The sequence below is a fragment of the Nocardioides sp. QY071 genome (assembly GCF_029961765.1).
Lineage (GTDB): Bacteria > Actinomycetota > Actinomycetes > Propionibacteriales > Nocardioidaceae > Nocardioides.
Genome location: NZ_CP124681.1, coordinates 3,383,558 through 3,397,727 on the forward strand (window position 1 = coordinate 3,383,558; position 14,170 = coordinate 3,397,727).

Sequence of the window (14,170 nt, forward strand, 5' to 3'; positions counted from 1 at the left end):
GTGCCTTCTCTCTTGTCTACAGCTGTGAAGTCGTGGGTGGTACGGCGATCGGCGGGGTCAGCCGGCGATCTTGCGGCGAGCGTCGTCGAGGCGGGCCAGGACGGTTCCGTCGATGACGTCGTCCCCGATCTCCACCTTCATGCCGCCGAGCACGCCGGCGTCGACGACGATGTTGAGGTGCACCGGACGGCCGTACTGGCGCGTCAGTGCGGCGGCGAGGCGCCGCTGGTCGGCCTCGGTGAGCGGGCGGGCGACGTACACCGTGGCGACGCCCTCGCCCTGCACCTGGGCCGCGGTGCGCTCGTAGTCCTCGAGCGCGGCGACGACGGTGCGGTAGGAGCCGGACAGGGCCTGCCTGACCAGCTGCACGGTCGTCGGGAGCACCTTGCCGGTGAGCAGGGTCTCGACGAGCGCGCCCTTGTCGGCCGCGGAGCGGACCGGGTCGGACAGCGCGTCGCGCAGGCCGTGGTCCCCGTTGACGAGCTGACGCACGGCGAACAGCTCGTCGACCAGCGTGCCGGCCTGGAGGCCGACGGACCGGACGGCGGCGATCACGCCGAGCTGCTCGAGGGCGTCGGCGAGGTCGCGGGGGCGGGTCCAGCGCCGGGCGGCCGCGTCACGCAGCAGACCGGTCGTGGCCGCGTCGACCTTGCCGGCGAACAGGTCGCCGACCAGACCCGCACGGGCCTCGGCCGGGACCGACTGGTCGGTGACGACCCGACGCAGCGCCGCCTCGGCCCGCACGGTGCGGGCCGCGGCGAACAGGTCGCCGGCGACCGTCGAGGCCGACGCCTCGGCCACCCCACCGACCTGGTCGGTGAGGGCGGCCATGGCGTCTGCCGAGGCGCCGCGGAAGGACACCATCAGGCGTCCTTGCCCGCGTCGGCGGCCTCGGCCGTCTCGAGCTCGGCGAGGAACCGCTCGACGACGCGAGCCTGGCGCTCGTCGTCCTCCAGCGACTCACCCACGATGCGACCGGCGAGACCGGTGGCGAGAGAGCCCACCTCGGCACGGAGCGAGGTGACCGCCTGCTGGCGCTCGGCCTCGATCTGCGCCTTGCCGTGCTCGAGGATGCGGGTGGACTCGGCCTGGGCCTGCTCCCGCATCTCGGCCACGATCGCGGCACCCTGCTCGCGCGCCTCCTCGCGGATGCGCGCGGCCTCGTGACGGGCGTCGGCCAGCTGCTGCTCGAGCTCGGCCAGCTTGGCGTCCGCCTCGGCCTGCTTGGTCGCAGCCGCGGCGATGCCGCCCTCGATCGCCTGCGAGCGCTCGGCGAACGTCTTCTCGAAGTTCGGGACGACGAACTTCTTGATGGCGAAGAACAGGATCGCGAACACGACGAGGGCGAGCACGACCTCGATCCACTCGGGGACGAGGGGGTTGTGCTCCTCGGCCTCAGCGGCGGCGATGACCAAAAGTGACTTCATGGACCTGACCTAGATCTCGAGCTGACAGGAGGCGGCCGGTTCGGCTCAGGTGTTGCTGGCCTTGAGGACGAACGCGAGCGCGATGCCGATGATGGCGAGGGCCTCGGCGAGCGCGAAGCCGAGGATCGCGATCGACTGGAGGCGGCTCTGCGCCTCGGGCTGGCGGGCAACGCCGTTGATGTACGCGGCGAAGATGAGACCGATGCCGATACCCGGGCCGATGGCAGCCAGGCCGTAACCGATCATGTTGAGAGAGCCACCCATGGCTACTTTCCTTTCGGGTTGTTTTCTCTTGGTGAGAACTGTGGGGTTGTGGTCGGAGCGGAGCGTCAGTGCTCGTCGGCGAGCGCGCCCTGGATGTACATGGCGTTCAGCAGGACGAACACGTAGGCCTGCAGGAACTGGACCAGGATCTCCAGGAAGCTCACCAGGATCGCGAGCACCCAGGCCAGCGGGCCGGCGACGTAGCCGATCCCGCCGACGTGCTCGATGAGGTAGAGACCACCGGTCGCGAACAGCGCCAGCAGGATGTGGCCGGCGAACATGTTGCAGAACAGACGCAGGGCCAGCGTGACCGGGCGGACCAGGATGTTGGAGAAGAACTCCAGCGGGACCAGCAGCGGGTACATCGCGGGGCTGACGCCCGACGGCACGCTCTGCAGCTTGAGGTAGCCCAGGAAGCCGTGCTTCGCGATGCCGACGCCGTTGTAGACGACCCAGGACAGGCCGGCCAGCGCGTAGGCCATGCCGGCGCGGCTGAACGTCGGGAACTGGATGAACGGGATGGTCGCGAACAGGTTGTTGACCAGGATGAAGAAGAAGACCGTGACGAGGTACGGCACGAACTTCTGGAAGTCGTGGCTGCCGATGATGTCGCGGGCGACGCTGTTGCGGACGAAGCCGTAGGCGCCCTCGCCGGCGAACTGGAGCTTGCCGGGGACCAGCGCACGCTTGCGGGCGGCCAGGAAGAAGAAGCCGAACACGAGGATCGCGGCGAGGAACAGCTGGACCATCGGCTTGGTGACCTCGGTGCCGGCGATGCCGGGCAGGTCGAACAGGCTGGGGCCGGGGGCGTGGAAGCCCTCTCCACCCTCGGCGGCGATGGTGGCGCTGGCTGCGGTGATCACCAGGTCTCCTCTACGGTCACTGCTCGTCGGAACTGTCGGGCTTCGGGCTGTCGGGTGGAGCCGGTGCTTCGGGTGCTGCAAGAGGCATCGTGCGGAACCGCCTGGCTGTCATGAAGATCCCCAGCGCGGCACCCGCGAGAATGCCCACCGCAACGAGGAACGTGGTGCCCAGCCAGCGGTCTGCGAGCCACCCGAGGAAGCCGTAGAACGCGACCCCGGCCACGACGTAGCCGAACGCATGCCACGGGTCGCCCTGGGGCTTCTCCTCGGGCTGACTCATTGCGCCCCGGACAATAGCAGCAGCTCCGGGTCATCGCGCACCGCCCTCGACCGGGGCACCGGGACGCGGCTCGAAGGCCGGGATCCGGGCCGTCGTGGCGACCACGATCTGCACCGTCATCCACACGAGGGCGCCGAGGATGATGGCGATGCCGACCCAGGTGCTGTCGAGCTCGTCGTCCAGGAGGCCGGACTCGTTGAGCGCGACGAACACCAGCGCCATGGCCACCACCTGGAAGGTGTAGGTGAGCATCGCGAAGAGCAGCGAGGCGGTCGGCATCAGCCGCGAGACGAGCTCGACGGCGAAGGAGCCGAAGGCGAAGACGCCCACGGCGATCACTCCCCCGACGGCGGCGCCGAGCGCTGCGGACGAGCCGGCGACGAGAGCGGCGACCGCGACGAGGAGCACCGCGGCCGCGGCGGCCACCAGGGCCGCACGCAACACCATGCGGTGTGTCCGGGTCTCGGTCGTCAGCATCGGCGGCCGTTCTGCTCGGGTGCGTCCTGGGCGGTCTCGGAGATTGCTCTCCGGGAGTTCGTGAAAGTTATCACAAAGTCCCGGAGGGCTCCGAATCGGGGGTCGGATCGAGCTCCTTGGCGGCCTCCGCCGGGTCGTGCACGTGGGGCAGCGCGAAGGTGAGGACGAGGGTCACGACCAGGCTCACGCCCAGTGCGGCCCACACCGCGGGGCCGGTGAAGACGCTGGCCAGGACCACGCCGAAGGCGATCAGCCCGGCCCACAGCCACATGATGATCACCGCGCGGCGGTGGGAGTGGCCGATCTCGAGCAGGCGGTGGTGGAGGTGCTGCTTGTCGGGGGCGAACGGCGAGCGCCCGGCCCGCGTGCGTCGTACGACGGCCAGCACCAGGTCGCCCAGCGGCACGATCAGGATCAGGATCGGCAGCGCGAACGGCAGCAGCACCGGCAGCAGGCTCGACCGGGTGCCGTCGGCGCCCTGGGCGAGGTCGCCGGGCGCGAACTGGGTGGTGATCGTGATCGCGGTGGCCGAGAGGACCAGGCCGATCAACATCGACCCGCTGTCGCCCATGAACAGCCGGGCCGGGTGGAAGTTGTGGACCAGGAAGCCGACGCACGCGCCGGCCAGCGCGGCCGACAGCAACGCCCCGGTGGTCGCCCGGCTGACGTCGTTGAGGACCGAGAGGGCGTAGCAGAACAGGAAGAAGGCCGACGCGCTGATGCCGATGACGCCGGCGGCCAGGCCGTCGAGTCCGTCGATGAAGTTGACCGCGTTGACCGTGGCCAGGACGACGAAGGCGGTGAGCAGTGCCCCCTGGGCCAGGTCGAGGGAGAAGACCTCGCCGGTGGCCTGGTAGAAGTACTTGAACTGGATGCCGGCATAGACCAGCACCCCCACCGCCAGCACCTGGCCACCGAACTTGGTGAGCGCGTCGAGGTCGAAGATGTCGTCGACCACGCCGACCGCGCAGACCAGGGTGCCGGCCACCAGCACCGAGAGCGCGTCGTCCGAGAACGGGTTGCGGGTGCTCAGGAACGGCAGCTGCTGGGCGACGAGGTACGCCGCCCACAGCCCGCCGAGCATCGCCAGTCCCCCGAGGTACGGGATCGGCTCGGCGTGGACATCGCGGTCGCGCACCTTCGCGACCGCACCCGTGCGCAGCGCGATCTCCCGGGCGACGACCGTCAGCAGGTAGGTGACGATCGCGGCGACGAGGAAGACGACGAGGTACTCACGCATCGGTGGGCGCGGCCTCCTGAGCGTCCGGCTGGTCGTCGGGCTCGACCTGGACGGTGACGCCGAGGTCGGCGAGGGCGGCGTCGAGGTCGGCGACGGGGATCGCGCCCAGGCGCAGCAGGCGAGGCCGCTCGCCGGTGGCGTCGACGATGGTGGATGCCACGCCGCCGGGCGAGGCGCCCGCGTCGACGACGACCGCGACCGACTCCCCCAGCATCGCGATCGCGCCGTCGGCGTCGAGGGCCGCCGGGCTGCCGGAGAGGTTGGCCGAGCTCACCGCGAGCGGGCCGGTGCGGTCGAGCAGCTCGCGGGCGACCGCGTGGTCGGGCATCCGGATCGCGACCGTGCCGCGGGTCTCCCCCAGGTCCCACTGCAGCGACGGCTGCTGGTGGCACACGAGGGTCAGCGCGCCGGGCCAGAACCGCTCGACCAGCGGGGCGACGTACGGCGGCACCCGGGTCGCGAGCGCCTCGAGGGTGCCCTTCGTGCCGACCAGGACCGGCGGCGGCATCTCGCGGCCCCGCCCCTTCGCGGCCAGCAGCCGCGCGACGGCATCGGGGTCGAAGGCGTCGGCGCCGACGCCGTAGACGGTGTCGGTGGGGAGCACGACCAGGCGGCCCAGCCGGACGGCGCGACTCGCCGCGTCCAGCGCCGCCTCGCGCTCCTCGTCGGTCTCGGTCGGGAACCGCTCGGCACTCACGCGCTCCATCCTTCCACTGCGTCGTGGTCGTGGCGTGGGCGGCGTGCCGTGGTGAACCGCGGCCGGCCGGCGAGGTCGCGGTGGTCACGGACCTCCTCCCAGCGCGCGCCCCTGCTGAACACGGCGGGCGCGGACTCGCCCTGGACGTCGGCGTGCTCCACGCCGACGACGCCGCCGGGCTTGAGCAGGACCAGGCCGCGGGTGGCGATGACGCGGATCGCGTCGAGCCCGTCGTCGCCGGAGAACAGCGCGAGGTGCGGGTCGTGGTCGCGGGCCTCGACGGCCACCGACTCCCACGCCTCCAGCGGCACGTAGGGCGGGTTGCTGACCAGGACGTCGACCCGGCCGGCGAGGTCGTCGAAGGCGGTGGCGAGGTCGCCGATGCGCAGCTCGACGCCGGTGCCGGCGAGGTTGCGCTCGGCCCAGGCGTGGGCGGGCGGGTCCAGCTCGACGGCGTGCACCCGCGCCGACGGAACCTCATCAGCGATGCTCTTCGCGATCACCCCGGAGCCGGTGCACAGGTCGACGACGACCGGCTGCACCCCGGTCGCCGCGATGGCGGCGGCGTGCTCGATCGCCCAGCCGGCGAGCAGCTCGGTCTCGGGTCGCGGGACGAACACGCCCGGCCCGACCGCGACCTCGACGTGCCGGAACCAGGCCGCTCCGAGGAGGTGCTGCAGTGGCTCCCGGGCGGCGCGGCGGGCCAGCAGGTCGTCGTACCGCTGGGCGTGGGCGGAGCTGGGCTCGGGGGCGAGGAGGAGCTGACCGCGGGTGGTGCCGAGGACGTGGGCGAGCAGCTCGCCGGCGTCGTGCTCGGGGCTCGCGACCCCGGCTGCCCGGAGCCGGTCGGCGGCGTCGCGGAGCAGCTCCCTGGTCGTGCCCATCAGTCCTCGAGGGCGGCCAGGCGGGCGGCCATGTCGGCCTCGACGCAGGAGTCGAGGACGGGCTGGAGGTCGCCGTCGAGCACCTGGTCGAGGTTGTAGGCCTTGTAGCCGGTGCGGTGGTCGGAGATCCGGTTCTCCGGGAAGTTGTAGGTGCGGATCCGCTCGGACCGGTCGACGGTGCGGACCTGGCTGCGGCGGGCGTCGCTGGCCTCGGCGTCGGCGGCCTCCTGCGCGGCCTGGAGCAGCCGGGCCCGCAGGATGCGCATCGCCTGCTCCTTGTTCTGCAGCTGCGACTTCTCGTTCTGGCAGCTGACCACGATGCCGGTCGGGAGGTGGGTGATCCGCACCGCCGAGTCGGTCGTGTTGACGCTCTGGCCACCGGGGCCCGAGGAGCGGAAGACGTCGATGCGCAGGTCGTTCTCGTTGACCTCGACGTCGACCTGCTCGGCCTCCGGCATCACGAGCACGCCGGCGGCGCTGGTGTGGATCCGGCCCTGCGACTCGGTGACGGGTACCCGCTGCACCCGGTGCACCCCGCCCTCGAACTTGAGCAGGGCGTACGGCGTCTGGCCGGGCTCGGCGCTCCCGGTGCTCTTGACCGCCACGGTGACGGACTTGTAGCCGCCGAGGTCGGACTCGGTCGCGTCGAGGATCTCGGTCTTCCAGCCACGGCGCTCGGCGTACCGCGCGTACATGCGGAGCAGGTCGCCGGCGAACAGCGCGCTCTCCTCGCCGCCCTCCCCCGACTTCACCTCGAGCAGCACGTCCTTGTCGTCGGCGGGATCGCGGGGAACCAGGAGCCGGCGCAGCCGCTCGGCCGCGTCCTCGCGCTGGACGAGGAGGGTCTCGACCTCCTCGGCGAACGCGGGGTCGTCGGCGGTCAGCTCACGCGCGGCGTCCGCGTCGTCGCCGTACCGCTGCCACTCGCGCCAGGCGGCGATCACCGCGTTGAGCTCGGCGTAGCGCCGGTTGAGGGTGCGGGCCAGCCGGGCGTCGGCGTGGGTCTCGGGCAGCGCCAGCCTCGACTCGAGCTCGGCGTGCTCGGCGAGCATGCCCTCGACGGCTTCGAACACCTGGTCTCCTCGGCTGCATGAAACCCCGGCCGGCCGGGGATTCATGCACTTGTTGGGGGTTGCAACGCCTGACAAGTGCATGAGAACCCCGACAAGTGCCGGGGAACGACAAGCGCCGGCCATCCGCACGGGGCGGACGACCGGCGCTCGGAGACGGCTACTTCTTGCCGACGTTGGCGTAGCGGGCCTCGAAGCGGGCCACGCGGCCGCCGGTGTCGAGGATCTTCTGCTTGCCGGTGTAGAACGGGTGGCACTGCGAGCACACGTCGGCGTGGATCGTGCCGGACGTCGCGGTGCTGCGGGTGGTGAACGAGGCGCCACAGGTGCAGGTCACCTGGGTCACGACGTACTCGGGGTGGATGTCCTTCTTCATGGTGTCCTCTCACGGGGGTCCGGGTCGCAGCACGGGTTGTGGAGCGTGAACCGGAGCCAACAGTCGATTCTACGGGCGACGTCCCCGCCACCCAAATGCCGGGCGGCCGTGCCCGGCCCCAGGTCAGTCGCGCTGGACGCGGAGCAGGAACTCGTAGTTGGTACGCGAGTTCCGCAGCCGCTGCAGCAGGGCGGCGTGCGACTCGGCGCGGTCGCCGTCGGCCAGCTCGCGGCGCAGCTTCCAGACGATCTCGAGCTCCTCCTTGCCGAGCAGGAGCTCCTCGCGCCGGGTTCCCGAGGCGACCACGTCGATCGCCGGGAACAGCCGCTTCTCGGCGAAGTCGCTGCGCAGGCGCAGCTCGAGGTTCTCGGTGCCGCGCAGCTCCTCGAAGATCACCTCGTCGACGCGGGAGCCGGAGTCGACGACCACGGTGGCGAGGATGGTCAGCGAGCCGCCGTTCTCGATGTTGCGGGCCGCGCCGAAGAACCGCTTCGGCGGGAACAGCGCCGAGGAGTCGACGCCGCCGGACAGGATCCGGCCGCTGGCGGGGGCCGCCAGGTTGTACGCGCGGCCCAGCCGGGTCAGCCCGTCGAGCAGGATGACGACGTCGTGGCCCAGCTCGACCAGGCGCTTGGCCCGCTCGACGGCCAGCTCGGCGACCGTGGTGTGGTCGATCGCCGGGCGGTCGAAGGTGCTCGCGATGACCTCGCCCTTGATCGAGCGCTCGAAGTCGGTGACCTCCTCGGGACGCTCGTCGACGAGGACGACCATGAGGTGGCACTCGGGGTTGTTGGCCGTGATCGCGTTGGCGATCGACTGCAGCAGCGTGGTCTTGCCGGCCCGGGCGGGCGAGACGATCAGGCCGCGCTGGCCCTTGCCGACCGGCGCCGCCATGTCGATGAGCCGGCCGGTCAGGTCGTCCTGGCCGGTCTCGAGGCGCAGCCGCTCGGTCGGCGAGACCGGGGTGAGCTGGGTGTACTCGACCCGGTTCTTCGCCTGCTCGGGGTCGACGCCGTTGACCGACTCGATGCGGACCATCGGGTTGAACTTCTCGCGGCGCTCGCCGTCGCGCGGCTGGCGGACCTGGCCGGCGATCGCGTCACCACGGCGCAGGCCGTACTTGCGGACCATCGAGAGCGACAGGTAGACGTCGTCGGGGCCGGCGAGGTAGCCACCGGTGCGCACGAACGCGTAGTTGTCGAGCACGTCGAGGATGCCGGCGGCCGGGACCAGGACGTCGTCCTCGCGCACCTCGGTGTCGGGCTCGCGACCGGCACGGTTCGTGCGGTCGCGGTCACGACCCCGGCGGCGCCGGTTGCGGCGGCTGCCGCCCTCGCCGTCACCGTCGTCGTCGGCGTCGTCGTGGTCACCACCGGGGGCGGCGGCCGCGGGACGGGCCTGGTCCTGCTGCTGGTTCTGGCCCTGCTTGTTCTGCTGGGGCTGGCCCTGCTTGTTCTGCTGGCCGCCCTGCTTCTGTTGGTTCTGGCCGCCCTGCTGGTTCTGCTTCTGCTGGCGCTGGCCCTGCTGCTGCTTCTGCTGCTGGGCCTTGGGCTCCTGCTGCTCGGCCTTGGGCTGCTCGGCCTTGGGCTGCTCGGCCTTGGGCTGCTCGGCCTTGGGCTGCTCGGCCTTGGGCTGCTCGGCCTTCGGCTGCTCGGCCTTCGGCTGCTGGCCCTTCGGCTGCTCGGCCTTGGGCTCCGTCCGCGGCTCGGTCTTCTCCGCCCGCGGCGCCTCCGCCTTCGGGGCGTCGGTCCTGGGCGCCTCGGCCTTGGGCGCCTCGGCCTTCGGCGCCTCCGACTTGGGGGCCGACTCGGGCTTCTCGGCCGGCGCGCTGCGCTGCGTGGCCGCTCCGGCCTGGGTGGCCTTGATCGCCTCGACGAGGGCGGCCTTCTTCATCGAGCCGGCGCCGCGGATGCCCATGCCGCTCGCCATCGCCTTGAGGTCGGCGAGGAGCATGGCGTTGAGCCCACCCGTGCGCTTCTTCGGGGCCGCGGTGGCGGCAGGCGCGGTGGAGTCGGGAGTTTCGGTCACGTGAGTCCTTCCCACGTATCTCGTGGGTTCCGCGATCCAACGACGGCGGAACACGCACTGGTCTGGTTCTACGAAGGAACGTCCGGCCGTTGGCCAGTCGATCCTGGAAGAGGGGCGGATCGAGCCCGCCGGGGCGCCGAGAACTGCGGCGCTGCGTCAATGTACCACCACGGTGGCGGGGATCACCGGGCTCCGGGCTCGTCCGGCGCGGCGCCGGTGCCGGCCACGGCCAGCGCGTGCCCGCCCCACCCCTGCGGGCACCGGGCGAGGAGCTCCTCGGTGGCAATCGAGCCGGGACCGTCGGTGAAGGCCAGCACGGTCGGGCCGGCCCCGGAGATGACGGCCGGGATGCCGTCGGCACGCAGCGCCTCGACGAGAGCGAGGCTCTCGGGCATCGCGGGGCGTCGGTACTCCTGGTGCAGCCGGTCCTCGGTCGCCCGCAGCAGCTCCTCGGGGTGTCCCGACAGGGCGGCGACGAGGAGGGCGGCACGACCGGCGTTGGCCGCCGCGTCGGCATGGGGTACGGCGGCCGGCAGCAGCCCACGCGCGGCCTCGGTCTCGACCGGGGTGGTCGGCACGAACACGACCGCGCCCACCCGAGGGTCGACGCTGCCGGGGACAGCCCAGAAGGAGCCGTCGGCGTCCTGGCCGGAGATCACGAAGCCGCCCAGCAACGCCGGGGCGACGTTGTCCGGGTGGCCCTCGAGCCGGGCGGCGAGGTCGAGCAGCGCGGCGTCGTCGAGCAGCAGCCGTCCGCCGGCGACCAGCTCGCGGGCCAGCCACACGCCGGCGACGATCGCGGCCGACGACGAGCCGAGCCCGCGGGCGTGCGGGATGACGTTGGTGCAGGACAGCCGCAGACCGGTGGGCTGCGTGCCGAGGCGGTCGAAGGTCGCGCGCATCGCCCGGACCACGAGGTGCCTCTCGTCGAGCGGGACCTGGCCCTCGCCATACCCCCTCACCTCGACGACGAGCCCGCCGGGCAGCACCTCGGCCTCGAGACGGTCGTGCAGGTCGAGGGCGAGGCCGAGGGTGTCGAAGCCGGGGCCGAGGTTGGCCGACGTCGCGGGCACCCGGACCCGGACCGGGCCCTCCACGAAGGTCATCGGTGTCAGAGGCCCGCGGCCGCTGCGGCGGCGTCGACGTCCGCGTCGACCACGACGTCGGGCAGCACCAGGCCGTCGAGGGCGGTGGCGATGTCCTTGAGGCCGTGGCCGGTGACGGTGATCGCGACGGTGGTTCCGGTGTAGGACTCCCCCGCCTCGAGCTCGGCGAGCAGGCCGGCGATGCCGGCGGCCGAGGCGGGCTCGACGAAGACGCCGTCGTTGGCGGCGAGCGCCTTCTGCGCGGCGAGGATCTGCCCGTCGGAGACGGCGGCGAACCGGCCGCCGGACTCGTCGCGGGCCGCCTCGGCGAGCTTCCAGGACGCGGGGTTGCCGATCCGGATCGCGGTCGCGCGGGTCTCGGGGTCGGGGAACGGCTCGCCGGTCACCAGCGGGGCCGCGCCCTCGGCCTGGAAGCCACGCATGACGGGCTTCTTGGTGGCACGGCCGAGGCCGGCGTACTGCGTGTAGCCGAGCCAGTACGCCGAGATGTTGCCGGCGTTGCCGACCGGCAGCAGGTGGTAGTCGGGGGCGTCGCCGAGGAAGTCGACGATCTCGAACGCCGCCGTCTTCTGGCCCTCGAGGCGGGCCGGGTTGACCGAGTTGACCAGGGCGACGGGGTACTTCCACGCCATCTCGCGGGCCATCCGCAGGCAGTCGTCGAAGTTGCCGCGCACCTGGATGACCTGCGATCCGTGGAGCACGGCCTGCGCCATCTTGCCGGCGGCGATCTTGCCCTCGGGCACCAGCACGATCGGCGTGACACGGGCCTTGGCGGCGTACGCGGCCATCGACGCGGACGTGTTGCCGGTCGACGCGCACACGACGGCCTTGGCGCCCTCGTGGACGGCGACCGACAGGGCCGTGGTCATGCCGCGGTCCTTGAACGAGCCGGTCGGGTTGTTGCCCTCGACCTTGAGCCAGACCTGGGCACCGGTCAGGCCGGAGAGCCACTCGGAGTGGACCAGCGGGGTGCCGCCCTCACGCAGCGTCACCGCCGGGGTGTCCTGGGGGATGTCGAGAAGCTCGCGGTACTCCTCGATGACGCCGCGCCACTGCCCGCTTGCCCGGTCGGTAGGCCTCGTGCTCATGCTCACTCTTCGGTTCCCTCGACGCGCATCACCGAGGTGACCTCGCGCACGATGTCCATGTCACGCAGGTGGTCGACGGTCGCGGCGAGCGCCGCGTCCGTGGCCTCGTGCGAGACGACGACGAGCTGGGCGTCGTCGCCCCGCCCCTCCTGACGAACGGTCTGGATCGACACCCCGTGCTCGGCGAACGCCAGGGCGACCGCCGCCAGCACGCCCGCCTTGTCGTCGACGTCGATGGCGACGTGGTAGCGCGTGCGGGTCTCCCCCATCGGCAGCACCGCCCGGTCGGCGTACGCCGACTCACCGACGCCGCGAGTGCCCTGGCGGTGGTTGCGCGCGACCGTGACGAGGTCGCCGAGGACGGCGCTCGCGGTCGGGGAGCCACCGGCGCCGGGGCCGTAGAACATCAGCTGGCCGGCGGCCTCGGACTCGACGAAGACCGCGTTGTAGGCCTCGCGGACACTGGCCAGCGGGTGCGACCTCGGGATCATCGCCGGGTGCACGCGGACGCTGACCGCCTCCTCGCCGTTCTCGTCGGCGAGCAGCTCGGCGATCGCGAGCAGCTTGACGACGCTGTCCATGTCGCGCGCCGAGCGGACGTCGCCGGCGCTGACGTCGGTGATGCCCTCGCGGTGCACGTCGTTGGCGGTGACCCGCGAGTGGAACGCCAGGCTCGCGAGGATCGCGGCCTTCGCCGCGGCGTCGAAGCCCTCGACGTCGGCGGTCGGGTCCGCCTCGGCGTACCCGAGAGCCTGGGCCTCCTCCAGCGCGTCGCCGAAGCCCGCACCCGAGGTGTCCATCTTGTCGAGGATGAAGTTGGTGGTGCCGTTGACGATGCCGAGCACCCTGGTCACCTTGTCGCCGGCGAGCGACTCGCGCAGCGGCCGCAGGATCGGGATGGCACCGGCGACGGCGGCCTCGTAGTAGAGGTCGCGCCCGGCCTTCTCGGCGGCCTCGAAGAGCGTCGCCCCGTCCTCGGCCAACAGCGCCTTGTTGGCGGTGACGACCGACGCGCCGTGCTCGAGCGCCGACAGGATCAGGGACCGCGCCGGCTCGATGCCGCCGATCACCTCGACCACCACGTCGACGTCGTCGCGGGCGACCAGCGCCGCGGCGTCCGTCGTGAGCAGCCCGGCCGGCACCTCGACCTCGCGCGGGCTGTCGAGGCGACGTACGGCGACGCCGACCAGCTCCACGGGGGCCCCGACCCGGGCCGCAAGGTCGTCGGCCTGCTCGCCGAGGAGCCGCACCACCTGCGACCCCACGGAACCGCAGCCGAGCACGGCAACCTTGAGAGGACTGTTCACCCGCTGATCGTATCGGCGACAGTCGACCCTCCCGTCAGGGACGGCAGAACGCGGACACCTTGCGGTGCTCCGGCCCGGGTCGGGACTCCGGTCGGGACTCGGTTCAGGGCACCGTGACGACGACCTTGCCCATCACCCGCCCGGTCTCCAGCCGCTCCTGTGCGGCGACGACCTGGTCGAGCGGGAAGGCTCCGTCGACGAGGACGGTGAGCCGGTCGGCGTCGGCCAGGGCGGCGACCTCGGCGAGGGCGGCTCCGTCGGCCGTGACCATGATCCGCTCGAGCCCCGTCGCCCCGGCCGCACGCAGTGCCTCGACCGCGCCGTCGGGGAACGCCGTGATCGTCACGACCGCGGTGCCCTGCCGGACCGCGCCCAGCGGCGGGACGCCGTCACTCACCGTCGAGAGGACGACGTCGACGGGTTCGACGGCGGCAAGCGCCTCGGCATCGCGGTAGTCGACCAGCTCGTCGGCGCCGAGGCCGGCCAGGACCGCGTGCTTGGCGGGGCTGGCCGTGGCGATCACGTGGGCCCCGCGGGCCTTCGCGACCTGGATGGCGAGGTGGCCCACGCCGCCGGCGCCTCCGAGGACCAGCACCCGCCGGCCGGTCGCGTCGCCGACGAGACCGGCCGCCTCGAAGGCGTGCCACGCGGTGAGGACGGCCAGCGGAGCAGCGCCCTGCTGCTCGACCTTCCAGGACGTGGGTGCCTTCGCGAGGTCCGCCGCGGGTACGACGGCCAGCTCGGCGAGCGTGTGTGCCGCGTGCGGGAAGCGGGCCAGGCCGAACACGGCGTCGCCGACCTCCAACGACGTCACTGCAGCACCGACGGCCGCCACCTCACCGGCGACGTCCCAGCCGGGGAGCGGCGAGTACTCGATCGGCCCGAAGTCGCTGCCCGCCGCGCGGATCTTGACGTCGACCGGGTTCAGCCCGACGGCCCCGACCCGGACGAGCACCTCGTCGTCCGCGGGGACCGGATCGGCGACCTCCACCAGCTCGATGACGTCGGCTGCGGCGCCGGCCGCGGTGTAGCGCACTGCGCGCATGACTGCTCCTTCTCGTTC

General features: G+C 72.3%; 16 protein-coding genes. All 16 read right to left on the bottom strand.

What is annotated here, in order from left to right; translation table 11 throughout:
- Positions 1–57 precede the first annotated feature (57 nt).
- Positions 58–864 carry a F0F1 ATP synthase subunit delta gene (locus QI633_RS16335; protein ID WP_282426358.1) on the bottom strand — a complete coding sequence of 269 codons (807 nt, stop codon included), beginning with the start codon at positions 862–864 and terminating at the stop codon, positions 58–60.
- Positions 864–1,427: a F0F1 ATP synthase subunit B gene (locus QI633_RS16340; RefSeq protein ID WP_141798233.1), complete on the bottom strand. Its 564-nt coding sequence runs from the start codon at positions 1,425–1,427 to the stop codon at positions 864–866. The genes QI633_RS16335 and QI633_RS16340 overlap by 1 nt, the downstream gene beginning before the upstream one ends.
- Before the next feature lie 45 nt (positions 1,428–1,472).
- Complete coding sequence (gene atpE, locus QI633_RS16345; RefSeq protein ID WP_036542107.1) at positions 1,473–1,691, bottom strand: ATP synthase F0 subunit C; 219 nt, start codon at positions 1,689–1,691, stop codon at positions 1,473–1,475.
- A gap of 65 nt (positions 1,692–1,756) precedes the next feature.
- On the bottom strand, positions 1,757–2,554 hold the full coding sequence (gene atpB, locus QI633_RS16350; protein WP_260805907.1) for a F0F1 ATP synthase subunit A: 798 nt from the start codon (positions 2,552–2,554) through the stop codon (positions 1,757–1,759).
- 16 nt (positions 2,555–2,570) lie between these two features.
- Positions 2,571–2,834 (bottom strand): AtpZ/AtpI family protein, encoded by a 264-nt coding sequence (locus QI633_RS16355; protein WP_141798232.1) that lies wholly within the window; start codon positions 2,832–2,834, stop codon positions 2,571–2,573.
- A 30-nt stretch (positions 2,835–2,864) separates the two neighbouring features.
- Positions 2,865–3,311, bottom strand: a complete 447-nt coding sequence (locus QI633_RS16360; RefSeq protein WP_282426359.1) for a hypothetical protein — start codon at positions 3,309–3,311, stop codon at positions 2,865–2,867.
- 70 nt (positions 3,312–3,381) lie between these two features.
- Positions 3,382–4,551 carry an MraY family glycosyltransferase gene (locus QI633_RS16365; RefSeq protein WP_141798230.1) on the bottom strand — a complete coding sequence of 390 codons (1,170 nt, stop codon included), beginning with the start codon at positions 4,549–4,551 and terminating at the stop codon, positions 3,382–3,384.
- The gene (locus tag QI633_RS16370) at positions 4,544–5,248 is read right to left on the bottom strand and encodes an L-threonylcarbamoyladenylate synthase (protein ID WP_282426360.1); all 705 of its coding nucleotides are present in this window, start codon (positions 5,246–5,248) and stop codon (positions 4,544–4,546) included. Before QI633_RS16370 ends, QI633_RS16365 begins: the two co-directional genes overlap by 8 nt.
- On the bottom strand, positions 5,245–6,132 hold the full coding sequence (gene prmC / locus QI633_RS16375; RefSeq protein WP_141798228.1) for a peptide chain release factor N(5)-glutamine methyltransferase: 888 nt from the start codon (positions 6,130–6,132) through the stop codon (positions 5,245–5,247). The genes QI633_RS16370 and prmC overlap by 4 nt, the downstream gene beginning before the upstream one ends.
- Positions 6,132–7,205: a peptide chain release factor 1 gene (gene prfA / locus QI633_RS16380; protein WP_282426361.1), complete on the bottom strand. Its 1,074-nt coding sequence runs from the start codon at positions 7,203–7,205 to the stop codon at positions 6,132–6,134. The genes prmC and prfA overlap by 1 nt, the downstream gene beginning before the upstream one ends.
- A 157-nt stretch (positions 7,206–7,362) precedes the next feature.
- Entirely contained in the window at positions 7,363–7,578 is a 216-nt protein-coding gene (gene rpmE, locus QI633_RS16385; RefSeq protein ID WP_141798226.1) for a 50S ribosomal protein L31, read from the bottom strand.
- Between the two features lie 123 nt (positions 7,579–7,701).
- Positions 7,702–9,606 (bottom strand): transcription termination factor Rho, encoded by a 1,905-nt coding sequence (rho, locus tag QI633_RS16390; RefSeq protein ID WP_282426362.1) that lies wholly within the window; start codon positions 9,604–9,606, stop codon positions 7,702–7,704.
- Positions 9,607–9,788: 182 nt separating this feature from the next.
- Positions 9,789–10,712 (bottom strand): homoserine kinase, encoded by a 924-nt coding sequence (thrB, locus tag QI633_RS16395; RefSeq protein ID WP_141798225.1) that lies wholly within the window; start codon positions 10,710–10,712, stop codon positions 9,789–9,791.
- Positions 10,713–10,717: 5 nt separating this feature from the next.
- A complete protein-coding gene (gene thrC / locus QI633_RS16400; RefSeq protein ID WP_282426363.1) occupies positions 10,718–11,800 on the bottom strand; it encodes a threonine synthase in 1,083 nt (360 codons plus the stop codon).
- Between the two features lie 2 nt (positions 11,801–11,802).
- Positions 11,803–13,107 carry a homoserine dehydrogenase gene (locus QI633_RS16405; protein WP_141798223.1) on the bottom strand — a complete coding sequence of 435 codons (1,305 nt, stop codon included), beginning with the start codon at positions 13,105–13,107 and terminating at the stop codon, positions 11,803–11,805.
- 103 nt (positions 13,108–13,210) lie between these two features.
- Positions 13,211–14,152, bottom strand: coding sequence for an NADP-dependent oxidoreductase (locus tag QI633_RS16410; protein WP_282426364.1), 942 nt, complete (start codon positions 14,150–14,152; stop codon positions 13,211–13,213).
- Positions 14,153–14,170 lie beyond the last annotated feature (18 nt).